The following is a 17,806-nucleotide window of genomic DNA, read 5'->3' as shown; positions in this document are numbered from 1 at the left end:
GGTCCCCATGTACTTGACTCAGTCACTGCATCGCGCGGTGCAGCAACGCCCGAACCAGCCCATGACCGTGTGCGGGGACCGCGTCCACACCAGCACCGAGACCGGAGACAGGGTCGCCCGCCTCGCCGGCGCCCTGCTCGGTCTCGGTGTGGGGGTCGGCGACCGGGTCGGCATGCTGTCGCTCAATTCCGGCCGGTACCACGAGTACCTCTTCGCCGCCTGGTGGATGGGCGGCGTGGTCAACCCCCTCAACACCCGCTGGAGCGCCGCCGAGATCGCGTTCGCCCTCGAGGACTCGCAGACGACGGTGCTGCTGGTCGATGACACTTTCGTGCCGCTGCTGGACGAGGTGCGCACGCTCTTCCCGTCGCTGCGAGCAGTGGTGCACTGCGGCGACCAACCGACACCGGACGGACTTGTCGGTTACGAAGACCTGATCGCCACCACCGAACCCGTCGAGGACCTGCGCGTCGGCGGGGACACGCTGGCGGGGATCTTCTACACCGGTGGCACCAGCGGCCGCCCCAAGGGCGTCATGCTCACCCACCTCAACCTGATGACCGCGAGCCTCGGCTCGCTGGCCGCCAACCACACCGCCGTCGCAGGCGGGCGCGCCCTGCTGACCGCACCCATGTTCCACCTCGCTGCGCTGGCCAGCTGGAACGGCCAGAACATCGCCGGCGGCATCCTGGTGATGTTGCCGTCGTTCGAACCGGCCGCGGCGCTGCGATTGATCGAAGAGCAGCGGATCAACTCGATGCTGTTGGTACCGACCATGATCCAGATGCTGCTGCGTCACCCCGATCGCGGGATTCGGGACCTGTCCAGCATCACCGCGATTCAGTACGGCGCGTCCCCGATCTCCGAGACCCTGCTACGCCAGGCCCAGCGGGCCTTCCCGAAAGCTGATTTCGTGCAGGGTTACGGGATGACCGAGGCCGGCCCCGGACTCACCTCGCTCAGCGCCGACGACCACCAGGCGGCCACCCGGCTCAATTCGGCCGGTCGGCCGATGGGTCACGTCGAGGTACAGGTTGTCGACGACCAAGGCGTCGAACTCCCCCGCGGCGAGGTCGGCGAGATCATCGCCCGCGGCGGCAACATCATGGCCGGCTACTGGAATCGGCCGGAGGAGACCGCCGCGGCGTTGCGCGACGGCTGGCTGTACACCGGCGACGGCGGGTACATGGACGCGGACGGGTACCTCTTCGTCGTGGACCGGCTGAAGGACATGATCATTTCCGGGGGCGAGAACGTGTACTCGACCGAAGTCGAGAATGCTCTCGCCTCCCACTCCGATGTGGTGCAGTGTGCCGTGATCGGTGTTCCCGACGATCGGTTCGGCGAGCGCGTGCACGCGTTTCTGGTTATCAAACCCGGCACGTCGCTGACCTGCGACGACATTCGCGCGCACACCAAGAAACTAATCGCCGGGTACAAGTCCCCACGGAGCGTCACGATCGTGGAGCAGATGCCGGTCTCCCCGGCTGGCAAGATACTCAAGAGAGAACTCCGCCGGCAGTTCTCCGACCTGGCTGACCGCCCCGCGAACTGACACCCCGAGGCTGCAATGACGATCGACACATCGGACGACACACCTGCTGTCGAGCCGACCGCCAAGAAGACGCCGCGGCCGCGCAACCGAAAAGCGCAGATCATCACTGTGGCCCGAGAGCAGTTCGGACGACGCGGCTACCACGGGGTGAACATGGAGGACATCGCGTCCGCGGTGGGAATCACCGCGGGGGCGCTGTACCGCCATTTCCCGAACAAGCAGGACCTCCTTGCACAGGCGATACTCAATGCCGCCTCGTCGATCATGGCCACCCTCGACGACATCGACCCCGAGGACTCGGCCGCGAACTGCCTGGCCCTGCTCCGCTACTGCCTCGACAACGACTTCCGCGCCGTCTTGTTCGACCAGGAATCCCGCAACCTCGTCCCCGAGCGCCGGACCGAGGTGCGGACGGCCGTCCAGTCGGTCGTGGCACGCATCGCCGGCGCCCTCCGCGCCGAACGCCCCGACCTCACCGCTGCGGACGCCGACGTGCTGGCCTGGGCCTTGTCGAGCGTCGCACTCAGTCCCGCGCGGCACCGAACAACCCTGCCGCGCAAACGCTTGGAAAGCCTGCTGCTGGAGCTGTGCGAAAGGCTGCGGAGCGCACCGATCCTGCACACCGTGGAGGTACCCGCGGAGGAGGCGCACGTCTCCGGCTTCGCTCACGCTTCCCGTCGAGAGACCCTGTTGACCGCCGCAATCTCCCTGTTCCGGCGGCGCGGCTACCAGTCGGTGACGATGGACGACATCGGCGCCGGAGCGGGAATGGCGAGCTCGAGCATCTACACCTACTTCGGCAGCAAGGTCGAGGTGCTCCAGGCGATTCTTTCGCGCGGCAATGAGACCCTGCGGATGGGCCTGGTCCAGGCGCTTGCCGGGGCGCGATCCCGCGAGGACGCCCTCAGTCGGGTGGTGCACTCGTACGCCACGGCGGTGTCGGCACCCGACAGTGCCATCGGCATCCTCATCGAGGAGTCGACCAATTTGCCCGCCCAGGCACAGTCGCAGACCCTCACAGCACAACGCGAGTACATCGACGAGTGGGTGCATCTCCTCGGTGCCGACACCCACGAGACCCGCACTACGGTGCTCGCCGCGATCGACCTGATCAACGCCCTTTCCCGGTTGCGGCACCTGCACGCTCGACCGCAGTACCGAGACGAGATCGAGGACCTGGCACTTCGGGTACTGGGAGTCCGCACCGACTGATCATCCACCGCCGAGACCGACCAGGCCGATCATCAAGGGCAGGAAGACGATGATCAGAATCGCGCCGACGATGTCGAAGGCGATACCGCTTCGGATCATCGTGGTGATCGGAACGGCGCCGGAGCCGTAGACCACGGCGTTCTGCGGCGTCGAGACCGGCAGCATGAAGCCGAACGATGCGGCGAACGTTGCCGCGAGCGCAGGCACGAAGGGGTTGACACCGGCCGCCAGCGCCACGGGGATCACGATCGGCACCACGACCGCCGCAGACGCGGTGTTGCTCGTCGTCTCCGATACCGCGATGGCGAGCAGCACGGCGAAGACGGTGATGGCGACAACGCTCGTCAGGCCCAGCGAGTCCGCGACGGATGTGCCGATCGTCTCGGCGAGGCCGGTGTCTGCGAGCAGTGAGCCGAACATGATGCCGCTGCCGAACAGCACGATCGTGCCCCAGTCGATCTGCGCTGCGTCCCGCCAGGTCAGCGTGAACTCGCGATCCTTCCAATCGGTCGGCAGGAGGTAGAGCAACGATGCCCCGAAGACCGCGACCATTCCCTCGTCGAGTCGGTCGCTGATCGTGCTGTAGAGATCCGAGTCGTTGCCGGCGATCACCGCGACGACACCGGGCAGGATCCACAGCGTCACCGTGACTCCGAACGCGATGAGCGTGTTCTTCTGGGCACGAGACAGCGGGCCCATTTCTGCGCGCTGCTCCGCCAGGTAGTCGGCGACGCCTTCGATGCGCCGGATCTCCGGCTTGTTGAGGCGCAGCAGGATGAAGGCGAGCGCGATGAACATCAGCAGGCAGATCGGAATTGCCATCGCCATCCACTGCCCGAAGCTGATCCGTTCCCCGGTGGCCTCTTCGATGAGACCGCGTCCGATGAGGTTGGGCGGGCTCCCGACCGGAGTCAGGAGGCCGCCCACGCTTGCGCTGTACGCGAGCATCAGCATGATCGCGGCACCCACCCTGACGCGCAACGGGTCGAAGTCCGCTGCGACGACGCCGCGGCGCTGCATGAGCTTCGCGATGACGCCGAGGATTCCCAGCGCAGTGGGCAGCAGCATGGCCACGGTCGCGGTGTTGGATACGAACGCCGAGAGCCCGCACGTGATCGCGCCGAACGCGACGATCACGCCGGTGGTGGACTGGCCGACGCGCGGCAGGGTCAGGATCCGAAACGCGAAGCGTCGCGCCACGCCGTGTTTGAGCATCGCCTGAGCGAGGATGAACGCCCCGATGAACGTGAACGTCGTCGACGACCCGAACGCGGCGAGGACTTCGTCGGCCGGCGCCACCCCCAGAAACACCACCACCGCCACCCCGAGCAGCCCGGCGATCGGGATTGGTACCGCCTCGGTCACCCACAACACGATGACGCCGAGCAGCACGCCGGCCAACGTCTGCTGCTGCGGCGGTATGTCGATCGGCAGGGCGAGGAAGACGATCGTGACCAGCGGCGCCAGAAACAGCCCGATCGTGCGGCGCCCCTTCTCGAACCGCTCCTCGGCCGGTGAGAGCTGCTGTTCACCGAGGCTGCGATAGGTGGCATGCCCGAGCAACGCCTTGTCGACGTCGGTGCGGTCGCCCTGGTTCTCGGCTGTCATCGTCCCTCCCCTGCTACACGGATCGGTACGGAAGTAGTACCCGTGAACGAGCGTGCTAGTCGTGTCACGGCATGTTTTCTCCGACGCCTAGGCCGCCGACTTGTTTCTGGGAACGATCAGCACGGGCACCGGGGCGTGACGCAGTATCTTCGAGGCGGCCGAGCCGAGGAACACGTGGGCCGCAGGCCCGGCTGCGCCCGAACCCAGCGCCAGCATGTCGCCGGCTTCCCAGGAGACGGCCTCCACCGCTTCACGCCAGTCGTGGCCGCTGCCGACCACGACGTCGACGTCGGGAACGGGGATTCGGGCACGAACTACGTTGAGCTGCTTGATGATATCGTCGCGCGTCCGGCGTGCCCACTGTTGGACGACGAGGTCCTCCGTCGAACGCTCGATCGCGCCGCCGAACATCGTCATCGGCCGCACCGTGAACGACACGATCCGCAACTGCACCGGCCACTGCCTGGCCAGTTCGGCGGTGGCAGCTACGAGGCCGTTGACATCGGCCTCGCCTCCGTACGCGACGGTGATCCGGCGGATCGACTCCGGCACCGGCGGGTAGCCGCGCGGAGCGATCGCGACGGGCACCGCCGCGGTATGGACCAGCCGTTCGGTGACGCTGCCCAGCGTCACCCTGCCCAGCAACCCGGACGACGACGACCCGACAACGACGAGACGCGCGTCGTGGTCGGCCACCAGTTCGATCAAACCTGTTGGAATGGAATTGGATTGGTAGACGAGGCGGGGAATCTCCAGGCCCCCGGGCAGCTGGCCGACCACCCTGTCCAGGGCGTGCGAAGCCTGCTCGGTGACGTAGCCCAGGTATTCGCGTTCGATGGGGTCGTCTTTCGCAGGCCACGGCCGTTCCACGATCGCCGCGGCCACAACCTTGTCACCGGTCCAGCGTGATATCTGCACCGCCAGGTTGAGGGGCGCGGTCCCCTGACGGCTCGAGCTGAAGCCGGCGATGATCGTCATCGGGGGGATCCCTCTGCGGCGACCGGGGTGACGACGACGTGCGTCACCGGCACACTGTGCTCGGCGCGTGCGCGGTCCACGACGTCGAAGCGGTGCCACACCGACTCTTCGGGTGGCAGCGTCGAGATGACGATCTGATCCGGACGGAACGAGTCGACGGCCGCGGCCAGGGCCCGCAGCGGCCGGTAGTCGCCCAACTCGCCGTCGGCGACGAGGTTCTCCGCGCGGAGTGTCGCCAGCGTGTCGTCCAACCGCCGTTGTGCGACCTCTCGGGTCGCTTCCGCGACGTCGAGCGGACCGTGGGTGGCGGCAGTTCCGGTCTCGATCGGGCTGGCCGGCACGACCACGAAGTAGGTGGCATCCCGATCCGCGTCGATGCGACGAAGCTCGTCGAGCATTTCCTTGGACTGGACGGTCTGGTTCGCCAGCACCAGCACGCGGTGCGGTCGTGTCGTCGCCGCGACCCCTTCGACGACGGGCCGCCGGCCCACGAACCACTTGTTCGCGAGGAACAGCACGATGACGACTGCCCACGACAGCAGGCTCAGCACCAGTTGCGACCGCACATCGTCCTGCAGATACATCTGCACCAGGATCGCCACGATCGCGGCCGCGGTGATGATCGACAACACCGGGAACAACCACATCTTGACCCGTAGCTCCGAGTCCGGCGTGCGGTACCGCAGCACGATCTGGGATACGGCGATGAGCAGGTACACGAACAGGATGACCGCACCGCTGGAGTTCAGCAGGAACGCGAAGACGGTGTCCGGTGAGATTGCCGCGGCGATGACACACAGAAAACCGACGACCGAGGAGGCGAGGATCGCGGTAGCCGGCACCCCTCGACGGGTCACCCTGACCAGCTGCGCGGGTGCTTCCCGACGCGCAGCGAGGACGAACAACATGCGGGACGCGGTATACATGCCCGAGTTGAGACAGCTCAACACGGCCGTCAACACCACGGCGTTCATGATGTGGTCGGCGTACGGGATCCCCATTTCGGTGAACGCGGCGACGAAGGGGGACGCCGCTGCCGCCTCGTCGTTCCACGGCAGGATCGTCGCCAGTAGGAACGTCGAGCCGACGAAGAACACTGCGATCCGCACGATCACCGAGTTCGCGGCCTTGGTCACCGCACGCTCCGGGTCCGCCGATTCCGCGGCGGCGATCGTCGCGATTTCGGCCCCGACCATGGAGAAGATCACCGTGACCACACCGACGGTGATGGCCATGGCGCCGAACGGCAGGAACCCGTCATGGCTCCACAGGTTCGAGAAGTCGAGCGACTTGTTCGGCCACACCCCGAGAACGAACAGAGTGCCCAGCCCGATGAACACCACGATCGCGGCCACCTTGATGCCGGCGAACCAGAATTCGAACTCGCCGAACGACGACACGGAGAACAGATTCGTCGCGGTCATCAGGATCATCAGAACCAACGCCGACAACCACAGCGGGATGTCGATCCAGTACTGGATGATCGTCGCGCCGGCGATCGCCTCGAAACCGACGACGATCACCCAGAAGTACCAGTACAACCAGCCGACGGAGAAGCCGGCCCAGTTGCCCAACGCGGCGCGGGCATAATCGGCGAACGACCCGGTCGACGGATTGGCGACCGCCATCTCGGCCAGCATCCGCATGACCATGATGATCAGGACCCCGGCAAGCGCGTAGGTAATGAAGGCCCCCGGCCCGGTGTCACCGATGACGACGCCCGAGCCGACAAACAGGCCTGCGCCGATCACCCCGCCGATCGCAATCATCGTCAGCTGCCGCTGGCTCAGCGCCTTCTTCAAAGTGGGTGTTGCACTCATTGCATCCCTCCGATACTCGACGCACCGGCTGCACGCTCTCTTGGCGAGACCGGCTGTCGGATTCCGTGGGATGTACTCGGCTGGGCGCGCGACCAGAGGGAATGAGCCGCAGGGCTTGAGTCTCAATCGTAAGCCGCGCCGTCCGTCCACCGAGCGGGTTCGGACAGGTGGATCTGGTGCGCGCTGAGCGTGAGTGCACCGGAACTTCCGCCCCGGGCAAGCGACAGCGCCCTCAGAAGTGCGGACAATAGAAGGTTGCAACCGGCACGCCGCTCGCCCCACGGAACGAGGTGGAGCAGCCGCAGAAGGAGTTCACGATGAGTTCGAAGAAGACCGTGGCGGGAGCCGTGATCGCCGGTGCGCTGGGCTTCGGCGCACTGGGGCTCGGCACCGGCACGGCGAATGCTGATCCATGGCCACCGCCGATTCCCGGTGTCTCGGTACCCGACGTGGTTCCACCGCCCGGACAGCTGGGGCAGCTGCCGTTCATCCCACCGCCGGGCCAGCTGGGACAGCTTCCGTTCGTGCCGCCACCCGGGCACTGGGACAAGCCGTGGAAATGGCTTCCTCGGTGACTCCCCGCGAGAACTGATGACCTAATCGTGCCCCCGCTCCACGACCCAGGCCGCGACCTGTGTGCGGGAAGTGAAGCCCAGTTTGGCCAGGATGTGCTCCACATGCCCTTGCGCGGTGCGGGGTGAGATCACCAGGCGGTCCGCGATGGCCTGATTGGTGAGGCCTTCGGCGATCAGGGCGGCGACTTGGCGTTCCCGCTTGGTCAGTCGCGTCGACGCGTCGGCGTGGGGCCTGTGCGTACCGGCCTGTTGCTCGTGGAGGGCGTAGGCGATCGCCGCGTCGAAGCCGAGCTGTTCACCCTTGCGGTGGGCCGCTCCGAATGGTGTGTCCCCGAGTTCCTGCCGGGCCTTCTCTGCATATTCCTGTTGGTAGCGAATCAGATTGGAATGGATGACCGCAGTACTGCCGATCGACCGCGCCATCCCGTCCGCAGCTCCCATCAGCACTGCGGCCCGGAGCGCGTCGTGTTGCTCGAAGCTGATCCACGCCAGCGCCTCGAGGCAGGCTGCAGCGACGCGGGGGCTACGCACCTTCTTGGTCAGCTCCAGTGATTGTTCGATAAGTTGCACCGAACGATGTGCATCACCCTGCTGCCACACGGCAATTCCCAAGGCCCACAGCGAATGCGATCGATACATCGTCTCGCCGTGCGTTTCCGTGATCGCGAGCGCACGTTCGTGGCATTCGATCGCCTGGTCCGTCCGGCCGGACAGTCCATGGGCCAGACCTAACGGGTACAGGATGGCTACTTGGAGCATTCGATCTCCGCGTTCGGTGAACTCGGCGAGCGCGATGTCCAGTTGCGAGCACGCTCGCACGAGATCACCGCTGTAGAGGGCCAGCATGCCGTCGGCGCAGTCGACGTAGGCGCGCAGTAGGGGGTCACTCGTGTCGGCTGTGAGAGTCCGCGCCTCCTCGACGAGCGCTGTCGCGGCCTGGAGGTCGCCTTGAGCGAAAGCCATTACGCTGTGGCTGTAGAGCCCCTTGATCGAATCCAAGGTGGGGGGGCCGCTCTGGCGGGCGAGCAGCTGGTCGTACCACCGTCGCCCTTCGTTGTAGAGGCCCTGGGAGCTCCAGAACAGGAATAGCGCCACGGCGATGCGCAGGCCGGCGGCGGGGTCGTCGTCGATGCTGAATTCGAGGGCCTCCCGCAGATTCGCGTGTTCCCGCTTCAGCCGGACGATCCAGTCGAGTTGGCGTGCGCTGATCCACTCGGACTCCGCATCCAGCGTCAACGCCTCGTACCAGTCCCGGTGCCGGCGACGCAACGCCACAGCCTCACCGGTCTGTTCGAGTTTCTCGTAACCGTACTCGCGGAGAGTCTCGAGCATCCGGAAGCGCACCACCGACCCGTGCTCCTCCCGGATCAGGATCGATTTCTCCACCAAAGACGTCAGCGTATCCAGCAACTCGTCCGGTGCCAGGCCCGCGCCACACACCTGCTCCGCGGCATCGAGTTCGAAGCTTCCCGCGAAGACCGCCACCCGACCCCACACCAGTTGCTCACCGGCGGTGCACAACTCGAAACTCCAATCGATACACAACCGCAGCGTCTGCTGCCGCGTCGGCGCACCCCGGCTGCCACGGGTCAGCAGGGCGTAGCGGTCGGTCAGCCGGCCCAGGATCTGCTCGGGCGACATCGCCCGCAAGCGCGCCGCCGCCAATTCGATCGGCAGCGGCAACCCGTCGAGCCGGTGACAGATCCCCGCCACCGCCGCCAAGTTGTCCTCGGTGAGCGCGAACCCCGGAACCGCGGCAGCGGCGCGTTCGACGAACAACGACACCGCATCGTATTTGGGCAAACCCCGCAGCGAGGGTTTCCGCTCGGGATCCGGGACAGCCAGCGGGGGGACCCGCAGCACCGCCTCCCCACCGATACCGAGCGGTTCGCGGCTGGTAGCCAGAATCCGCAACCGCGGACACACCCGCAGCAGGGGGCCGGCGAGTTCGGCGACCGCATCCACCACCTGCTCGCAATTGTCGAGAACCAAAAGCAGTTCCTGTACCGCCAGGTGCGCCAGTAGGACCTCGCGCAACGGCCGAGCCGAGTGGTCCCGTACCCCCACGGCGGCGGCCACCGCATCGACCAGCGACGACCCGTCGCGCAGTTCACCCAACTCGACCAGGCGCACACCGTCGGAGTACTCGCGCCGCACAGCGGACGCGATCCGCATCGCCAGCCGGGTCTTGCCGACACCGCCGATCCCGGTCAACGTCACCAGCCGCGACCCGGTCAGCAGGTTCTTCGCCTCGGTGAGCTCGTGTCGGCGGCCAACGAAACTCGTCAGTTCCAGGGGGAGACTTCCCGTCGCGCCCAGCGTGGAGGGAGGCTGCGACAATCGTCCGCCGCGCGAGGTCGGTTGCTCCCCGTTCCCCCGCGCATCGGGTTCCACGCGCAGCGCCATCTCGTCGACAGGAAAGCCATGACCGCGCTGCAGACCTCGCAGTTCCTCCCCGAAGTCGGCGGCGGTGGCCGGGCGCGCACCGGGCTCGCGTGACATCGCCCGGGCGATCGCGTCGGACACATCGTCCGGGATTCCGTGCTCGCGCAGGTCGGGCACCTCCTGCGTGGTGATCCGCAAGAACTGGGCGACCACCTGCTCACCGCTGCGGCGTTCGAACGCGGCATGGCCGGTGAGGGCGCTGAACAGGGTGGCACCGAGACCGTAGACGTCGGCGGCCGGGCTCGGGGGGTTACCCGCGAGCACCTCCGGCGCGGTGTAGGCCGGCGACCCGGTGACGGCGCCGGTGGCGGTCTCGAAGCCGCCGCTGATGTGCGCGATGCCGAAGTCGGCCAACTCCGGCTCGCCGTAATCAGTGAGCAGAATGTTCGCGGGTTTGATGTCGCGATGGAGGATGCCGAGCCGGTGCGCCGACTCCACCGCACCGGCCATCTTCACCCCCAACCGCAGAACCTGATCGAGTGGCAGCGGACCGTCCGTCCGGACCAGGGCCTCCAGCGAATCCTGCGGGTGAAAGGGCATCACGATGTACGGAAGTCCGCTGTCGGTGGCACCGACCTGCAGAATGTTGACGATGTTCGGATGCCCGGTCAGCCGCCCCATCGCCCGCTGCTCCCTGAAGAATCGGGCCCGGTTCTCGTCGTCGAGTTCCACGGTGAGCACCTTCACCGCCACCGTGCGGTCCAGGTCGTTCTGGGTGCAGCGGTAGACCACACCGAAACCGCCGCGGCCGATCTCCTGGACCTCGTCGAAGCCGGTGCCTGCCAGCTCCGCCGCCGGTGACGGCGGGTACCGCTGAGTGTCGAGCGGATCACCTTCACCCATCGGACGGTCTACTCACTCCGTCGGCTCGTGGTTCCGCGCACTGGCCCCGACGGCACGACCAGCGCGGATACAACCGTGGACTCACCTCTCGATGGCGTCCTTCTGAGGATATCGCTGACGGTGATCGGTGCGGGCGATCCTGGCCGTGCCAGGTGTGAGTCTCACCATTTAGTCAATTAGGTTGATCAATTTGGTTGTACGCTTTGCTCATGATCACCGAACAGGCCACCGCGCAGGTCCTGCGGGAAGCGCTGCGCCCGATCTGGCGTCAGCTCACCACCGGCAGGACGATCTCCGTCGGCAAGATCGGCGTGCTCGCATACCTGTCGAAGCACGGACGAACGTCTGCCTCGACCCTCGCGGCGGCCGAGAGGATCAGCCCCCAGGCGATCGCCACGGCCGTGCGCGAACTCGAAAATCTCGGTCTGGTCGAGCGCACACCCGACGAGCAGGATCGACGCCGGATCTGGATCGAGCTCACCGATGCCGGCCGGGAGAGGCTGGCGCAGGAGCGGTCGCAAGGCCTGGATTGGCTGGAACACGCCATCGCGGAGCGGCTGACGGCCGACGAGAAGAAGACTCTCGACTCGGTCGTCCCGATTCTGCGCAAGTTGGTGGACGATGCCCCCGGCTACTGAGTCCACGACACACCCCCGGTTACTCCCGGCCCTGGCGTATGCCGCCCTGACCACCGCGATCGTCAGCTCACTCGGCATGCTCCTGGTGCCCACGATCTCCCACGACATGCACGTCGAGGTGAGCACCGGCCAATGGATGCTCACCGTCAACCTCCTGGTCGGGGCGGTGGCAACACCGATCATGGGCCGGCTCAGCGACGGGCCCCACAAGAAGCGCCTGCTCCTGTGCTCCCTGACCACGATCCTCGTCGGTTCGATCGTCGCCGCGGCCGCTCCCAACTTCACCGTGTTCCTGATCGGACGCGCGTTGCAGGGACTCACCTACGGAATCGTTCCGGTGACAATCGCTCTCGCCCGCCGCTATCTCCCCGACAACCAGGCCCGGATCGGCATCTCCAGCCTGTCGGTGACGGTGACGACCGGCCTGGGACTCGGATACCCCCTGACCGGCATCCTCGCCGACCTTCTCGGGTTCCGTTTCGCTTTCTGGTTCGCGGCACTGTTCCTGATCACCACCATCCTCGTCGTCTGGCGTGTCGTTCCCGCGGGCCCCGACGAGCAGGCACCATGCAACACACTCGACGTCCCGGGCGCACTGCTGGTCGGTCTCGGACTCGCGTCCCTGCTCGTCGCCGTCAGCGAAGGCTCCCGGTGGGGCTGGGGCTCGCCGTGGACCATCGGCTTCTTCGCCGGTGCGGCGACACTGCTGACGGCGTGGTCGCTCGTCGAACTGCGCACCCCGTACCCGCTGATCAACCTGCGGGTACTGCGCAACGGTGACGTGCTGGTCGCGAACAGCACCGCGATCGGCCTCGGCGCCGCGATGTACATCGGACTCTCGATCGGCAGCCTCATCGCCCAGGCGCCCGCCTCCACCGGATACGGCATCGGGTTGCCCCTGTTCTGGGCCGGATTCGTGATGCTTCCCCTCTCGGTGGCAAGTTTCGGCGCGAACCGACTCGTCCGCGCGGTCTCGCACCGGATCCGCATGAGGACCCTGTTGCTCGTCGGTGCAGGCCTCGTGACGGCCTCGAGCGTGCTCCTCTGGGTCGCCCACAACGCGCTGTGGGAAATCCTGATCGGGATGTTGGGGTTCGGGGCCGGGATGGGCATGACGTACGCGGCGATGCCGGCCCTGATCGCCCGCAGCGTCGCCGACACCGAACTCGGCAGCGCCGTGAGCTTCAACCAGGTGCTGCGCACCGTCGGCGGTTCGTTCGGCAGCGCCACCGCGGGTGCGGTGCTCGCCGCGAACCTGGCACCGGACCTACTTCCCACCGAAGACGGAATCAAGCTCGCTCTCGCCGTCGGTGCCATCGGGTGCGCGGTCGTCTTCGTCGCACTCCTGGTCAATCATGTGATGTCGCGTCCGCCGACCCCGATGTCGGAGCCGGCGGAGCGCCATTCCAGTCGCCTCTAGACCCCTTCGACGATGGCGGCCATTCCCTGCCCGCCACCGATGCACATCGTGAGAAGCGCCTTGCCGCCGCCACGCCGCCGCAATTCATGCAGTGCGGTGGTTGTCATCCGCGCGCCGGTTGCACCGATGGGGTGCCCGAGCGAGATCCCGGACCCGTTGACGTTGAGGCGGTCCCGGTCGTCGAATCCCCATTCCTTCAGGACCCCGAGCACCTGGCACGCGAAGGCCTCGTTCAGCTCGATCAGCGTGAAGTCGTCGAAGCTCGCACCCGTCCTGCTGAACAGCTTGGACGTGGCCGCGACCGGTCCGAGCCCCATCAGCGCCGGTTCGCACCCGGCGGCGGACCACCCGGTGAGGAAACCCATCGGCTCGAGCCCGAGTTCGTCGAGTTGGTCCTCGGCGACGACGAGCATCGACGACGCCGCATCGTTCTGCTGGGACGCGTTACCCGCGGTGACGACACCGTCTTTGAGTGCACTGCGCAGCCGCGACAGGGTCTCGGGCGTGGTCTCCGGGCGAATACCCTCGTCCCGCGCCACGACGGAAACGTTGCCCTTCCGGTCGGTGATCTTCACCTCGATCACCTCGTCGTTGAATTTTCCTGCCTCCCAAGCGGCGTGGGCCTTGGCGTGGCTCTCGGCCGCGAACGCGTCCGACTCCTCACGGCCGATTCCGCACCGTGCGGCAACGTTCTCGGCGGTCTCGATCATTCCGCTGATCTTCCCGAACCGCCACTCCGGCTGGGAGCGTTCCCGACCGCGGTCGAGGCGGTCGTACAGGTTGAGCGATCCGGCGCGCGTCCCCCAGCGGGCACCGGTCGTGTAGTGCTCGATGTTGCTCATCGACTCGACGCCACCGGCGAGCACGACGTCGGCCGCGCCGGTCTGCACCATCATCGACGCGGTCACGAGGGCCTGAAGTCCGGTGCCGCAGCGACGGTCGGTCTGCAGTCCGGCGACGCTGATCGGTAGTCCCGCCTCGAGAGCCGCCCACCGGCCGATGCACGGGGCCTCGGAGTTGGCGTACGACTGCCCCATCACGACGTCCTCGATGAGGATCGGGTCGATCCCGGACCGCGCCACGGTCTCCTTGATCACGCTGGCGGCCAACGTCTCTGCCGGGACGTCGCGCAGTGCTCCGCCGAAGCGGCCGACCGCGGTGCGGACCGGGGCGACCAGTGCTGCTCTTCGCATGTGTTATTTCCTCGAGTCTCAGGGAACCAGGACGCGGACGGTTTCGGCGACGCACGCCGGCTTGTCCGCACCCTCGATCTCGATGGCGTACTTGACGACCACTTGCGCGCCCTGCTTCGTGTGCTCGAACGACACGATCTCGCCACCGGCCCGCACCTTCGCCCCGACCTTCACCGGCTGGGGGAAGCGAACCTTGTTGAGACCGTAGTTGATCACCAGCTTCACACCGTCGACGCGCATGAGGTCGGCGCCGAGCTTCGGCAGCAGCGACAGCGTGAGGTAGCCGTGGGCGATGGGGGCGCCGAACGGGCCCTCGGCGGCACGCTCGGGATCGACGTGGATCCACTGGTGGTCGCCGGTGGCGTCGGCGAACACGTTCACGCGTTCCTGCGTGATCTCGAGCCAGTCGCTGTGGCCGAGATGTTCGCCGACTGCGGATTCGACGTCGTCGATTCCCTGGAATACGCGCATGACACTCTTTTCGGGTCGGTCCGGTAACGGGCGGAAGTGGAAACGGCTAGATGTTGACGTTCTCGAACACGGCCGCGATGCCCTGCCCACCGCCGATGCACATCGTCTCGATGCCGTAGCGGGCCTGGCGGCGGTCGAGTTCACGGAGCAGGTTGGCCAGGATACGACCGCCGGTGGCGCCGACGGGGTGACCGAGGGAGATGCCGGATCCGTTGACGTTGAACCGGTCTCGCATGTCGGACTCGTCGAACTTCCACTCCCGCGCGCACGCCAGCACCTGCGCTGCGAACGCCTCGTTGATCTCGAGGAGATCGATGTCGTTGAGGGTGAGCTTCGCCCGGGTGAGGGCCTTGTCCACGGCCGGGACCGGGCCGATGCCCATCCGGTTCGGCTCCACTCCGGCGACGCCCCAGCTCACGAGCCGGGCGAACGGGCGCAGGCCCAGACGTTCCGCGTTCTCGGGGGTGGTCACGATCGCGGCAGCGGCCGCGTCGTTCTGGCCGCACGCGTTGCCCGCGGTCACGGTCGCCTCCGGGTCGACGCGCGACCGGATGGGTCGCAACGCCGACAACGACTCCGCCGTGACATCACGGCGCGGTTGCTCGTCGGTGGTGACGACGACGTCGGACTTACCGCGCCTGCCCGCCACCGTCACCGGGATCGTCTCGGCGTCGAACAGGCCGCCCTCCTGGGCGCGGATCGCACGCGCGTGGGATTCGGCGGCGTACGCGTCCTGCTCCTCGCGGCTGATCGAGTACTCGCGGCGCAGGTTCTCCGCGGTCTCGATCATGCCGCCCTCGACGGGGAAGTTCACACCGCCGGAGTTGGTGCGGGGCTTGGCCAATCGGTCGTGGAATTCCACCGACGCACCCTTGACGCCCCAACGCATTCCGGTGCTGTAGAACTCGGTCTGGCTCATCGACTCGGCGCCGCCCGCGATCACCAGATCGCTCATCCCGGTCTGCACCTGCATGGCCGCGTAGATCACCGCCTGCAGCCCGGAGCCGCAGCGGCGGTCGAGCTGGATGCCGGGCACGGTGACGTCGAGGCCGGCGTCCAGCGCAGCGATCCGGCCGATGGCCGCCGCCTCGCCGTTGGCGTAGCCCTGACCGAAGATGACGTCGTCGATGTCCTCGGACGTGATCGACGTCCGCTCGATCAGGCCCTTCAACACCGTCGAGGCGAGGGTGGTGACGGGGACGTCGCGGTATACGCCGCCGAATCCCCCGACGGGGGTGCGGACGGGTTCACAGATCACTGCTTCGTACATGGGTTCAGAGTGCTTTCTTCGCTTCGCGGACGAGTCCGCCGCCGATGATGAGACGCTGGATCTCGCTGGTGCCCTCGTACAGGCGCAGGAGGCGGACCTCGCGGTAGATCCGTTCCACCGGAACGTCTCTCATGTACCCGGTGCCGCCGTGGACCTGCACCGCGAGGTCGGCGACCTTGCCGGCCATCTCCGTGCAGTACAGCTTCGCCACGGACGGGGCGATACGACGGTCCTCACCGCTGACGTACTTCTGCGCCGCGTCCCGGACCAGCGCGCGGCCCGCGGACACGCCCACCTGCTGGTCGGCGAGCATGGCCTGCACCAGTTGGAAGTCACCGATCGGGGTGCCGCCCTGCTTCGTGACCGCCGCGAAGGCGACCGACTCGTCGAGCGCCCGCTGAGCGCTGCCGACGGCGAGGGCGGCGATGTGCACGCGACCCCGGGCGAGCGACGTCATGGCGGCGCGGTAGCCGGCCTCTTCGCTGCCGCCGACCAGGGCGGATTCGGGGACGGTGACGTCGTCGAACGCGACCTCCGCGGTCCAGGCACCTTCCTGGCCCATCTTCTTGTCCTTCGGCCCGACCACGACACCGGCGGTATCGGCGGGAACGAGGAACACCGCGATGCCGGTGCCGGTCTCGTCGGCGGGTCGGGTGCGGGCGAAGACCACGAACAGATCGGCCAACGGTGCGTTGGTGATGAACCGCTTGGTGCCGTTGATCGTCCACTTGCCGTCCTTCAGGACGGCGCGGGTGGTAAGTCCCGCCGGGTTCGACCCGGCCTCCGGCTCGGTCAGCGCGAACGACGCGACCACGTCACCGGACGCGATGCGCTCGAGCCATTCCGACTTCTGTTCGTCCGTACCGAAATTCACCAGCACCTGGCCGGCGATCCCGTTGTTGGTGCCGAACATCGACCGCAACGCCAGGCTCGTGTACCCGAACTCCATGGCCAGTTCCACGTCCTGCGTGAGGTCGAGACCGAGCCCGCCCCACTGCTGCGGGATGGCGTACCCGAACAGACCCATCTCCGCCGCCTTGCGGCGAATGTCGTCCGGAATCAGATCCTTTTCCGCGATTTCATTTTCCCGGGGAATTACTTCCTTCTGAATAAAGGTTCTCGTCTGCGCGAGAATGTCCTTGAAGTCGTCGTCACTCACTTCACGTTCAGCCATGAAGGTGAATATCCAGCAACCCGGCCTCGCTGTCAAGCGAGCGCCGCGGACGAGAACTCGCAGCGCAGACGGCATTTACGACCCATAGGAAGAGGGCAACTGTCGGTTTCCTTCAGCGTCTTTGACCACGGCGGTCCGAGGCACTTCAATAGGTGTCAGTGTCCGGAGGAATTGTCCGGGCATATTCGCGAACAATGAAATTTCCCGGCGAGATGGAACTCGATATTCGACATGGTTGGCAGACCCGAGGACGCACTCCTCTACAAGGGCTACACCGTCGATCCGCACGAACTGGAACAGCTGTTGCTGTCACGACGAGGGATTCTCGACGTCGTGGTGGTCGGCCGCTCCGTTCCCGGGGTCGGGGAGATGCCTGTCGCGTTCGTGGTGGCAGAAACCACGGCGCGCATCACCGCCGAGGAACTGATCGAGTTCGTGGCGGCCACGGTGCCGCCGTACAAGAAGGTGCGCGAGGTGGTTTTCGTCGACGAGTTGCCTCTGTCTCCGCGGGGTGCGGTCCTGCGGTCCGCGTTGCGCGACCGCCTGAACGACGTGCACGCCGAGCAGAGTACGGAGAATTGATGGATACGGGACAGGTGGAACG

The 17,806-nt window shown here is 66.7% G+C and carries 14 protein-coding genes; 6 read left to right on the top strand and 8 right to left on the bottom strand.

Annotation, left to right across the window (positions count from 1 at the left end; genetic code table 11):
* The first annotated feature begins 7 nt into the window (after window positions 1–7).
* Together ACFVJ3_RS02320 and ACFVJ3_RS02315 are read left to right on the top strand one after the other, a co-directional pair.
* Window positions 8–1,555, top strand: coding sequence for a long-chain fatty acid--CoA ligase (locus tag ACFVJ3_RS02320; RefSeq protein WP_378450511.1), 1,548 nt, complete (start codon window positions 8–10; stop codon window positions 1,553–1,555).
* Window positions 1,556–1,570: 15 nt separating this feature from the next.
* Window positions 1,571–2,767 carry a TetR/AcrR family transcriptional regulator gene (locus ACFVJ3_RS02315; RefSeq protein WP_378450510.1) on the top strand — a complete coding sequence of 399 codons (1,197 nt, stop codon included), beginning with the start codon at window positions 1,571–1,573 and terminating at the stop codon, window positions 2,765–2,767.
* On the opposite strand, the gene ACFVJ3_RS02310 is transcribed toward ACFVJ3_RS02315, so the two are convergent.
* From ACFVJ3_RS02310 to ACFVJ3_RS02300, 3 genes are all read right to left on the bottom strand, one after another.
* Window positions 2,768–4,375: an SLC13 family permease gene (locus ACFVJ3_RS02310; RefSeq protein WP_378450509.1), complete on the bottom strand. Its 1,608-nt coding sequence runs from the start codon at window positions 4,373–4,375 to the stop codon at window positions 2,768–2,770.
* Window positions 4,376–4,462: 87 nt separating this feature from the next.
* Window positions 4,463–5,353 (bottom strand): universal stress protein, encoded by an 891-nt coding sequence (locus tag ACFVJ3_RS02305; RefSeq protein WP_378450508.1) that lies wholly within the window; start codon window positions 5,351–5,353, stop codon window positions 4,463–4,465.
* Window positions 5,350–7,173, bottom strand: coding sequence for an amino acid permease (locus ACFVJ3_RS02300; RefSeq protein WP_378450507.1), 1,824 nt, complete (start codon window positions 7,171–7,173; stop codon window positions 5,350–5,352). The genes ACFVJ3_RS02305 and ACFVJ3_RS02300 overlap by 4 nt, the downstream gene beginning before the upstream one ends.
* A gap of 317 nt (window positions 7,174–7,490) precedes the next feature.
* Here ACFVJ3_RS02300 and ACFVJ3_RS02295 point away from each other — a divergent pair, with 317 nt between their 5' ends.
* On the top strand, window positions 7,491–7,748 hold the full coding sequence (locus ACFVJ3_RS02295; protein ID WP_378450506.1) for a hypothetical protein: 258 nt from the start codon (window positions 7,491–7,493) through the stop codon (window positions 7,746–7,748).
* Window positions 7,749–7,769: 21 nt separating this feature from the next.
* On the opposite strand, the gene ACFVJ3_RS02290 is transcribed toward ACFVJ3_RS02295, so the two are convergent.
* A complete protein-coding gene (locus ACFVJ3_RS02290) occupies window positions 7,770–11,036 on the bottom strand; it encodes a protein kinase (RefSeq protein ID WP_378450505.1) in 3,267 nt (1,088 codons plus the stop codon).
* 209 nt (window positions 11,037–11,245) lie between these two features.
* Here ACFVJ3_RS02290 and ACFVJ3_RS02285 point away from each other — a divergent pair, with 209 nt between their 5' ends.
* Window positions 11,246–11,674, top strand: coding sequence for a MarR family winged helix-turn-helix transcriptional regulator (locus tag ACFVJ3_RS02285; protein WP_378450504.1), 429 nt, complete (start codon window positions 11,246–11,248; stop codon window positions 11,672–11,674).
* A complete protein-coding gene (locus ACFVJ3_RS02280) occupies window positions 11,658–13,094 on the top strand; it encodes an MFS transporter (protein ID WP_378450503.1) in 1,437 nt (478 codons plus the stop codon). Before ACFVJ3_RS02285 ends, ACFVJ3_RS02280 begins: the two co-directional genes overlap by 17 nt.
* On the opposite strand, the gene ACFVJ3_RS02275 is transcribed toward ACFVJ3_RS02280, so the two are convergent.
* Genes ACFVJ3_RS02275 through ACFVJ3_RS02260 form a run of 4 tightly spaced genes read right to left on the bottom strand, consistent with a single transcriptional unit; the run spans window position 13,091 to window position 17,202 of the window.
* Window positions 13,091–14,287: an acetyl-CoA C-acetyltransferase gene (locus tag ACFVJ3_RS02275; RefSeq protein WP_378450502.1), complete on the bottom strand. Its 1,197-nt coding sequence runs from the start codon at window positions 14,285–14,287 to the stop codon at window positions 13,091–13,093. The genes ACFVJ3_RS02280 and ACFVJ3_RS02275 overlap by 4 nt on opposite strands.
* 18 nt (window positions 14,288–14,305) lie before the next feature.
* Entirely contained in the window at window positions 14,306–14,758 is a 453-nt protein-coding gene (locus ACFVJ3_RS02270; RefSeq protein ID WP_378450501.1) for a MaoC family dehydratase, read from the bottom strand.
* Between the two features lie 46 nt (window positions 14,759–14,804).
* On the bottom strand, window positions 14,805–16,028 hold the full coding sequence (locus tag ACFVJ3_RS02265; protein WP_378450500.1) for an acetyl-CoA C-acetyltransferase: 1,224 nt from the start codon (window positions 16,026–16,028) through the stop codon (window positions 14,805–14,807).
* A gap of 4 nt (window positions 16,029–16,032) precedes the next feature.
* Window positions 16,033–17,202: an acyl-CoA dehydrogenase family protein gene (locus tag ACFVJ3_RS02260; protein WP_378450499.1), complete on the bottom strand. Its 1,170-nt coding sequence runs from the start codon at window positions 17,200–17,202 to the stop codon at window positions 16,033–16,035.
* A 231-nt stretch (window positions 17,203–17,433) separates the two neighbouring features.
* Between ACFVJ3_RS02260 and ACFVJ3_RS02255 the strand changes: the two genes are divergently transcribed.
* Complete coding sequence (locus ACFVJ3_RS02255) at window positions 17,434–17,784, top strand: 4-coumarate--CoA ligase (RefSeq protein ID WP_378450498.1); 351 nt, start codon at window positions 17,434–17,436, stop codon at window positions 17,782–17,784.
* Window positions 17,785–17,806: the final 22 nt, after the last annotated feature.

The organism is Rhodococcus sp. NPDC127593 (genome assembly GCF_042671975.1).
GTDB lineage: Bacteria > Actinomycetota > Actinomycetes > Mycobacteriales > Mycobacteriaceae > Rhodococcus_F.
This window is presented reverse-complemented; position numbering and strand designations above follow the sequence as displayed.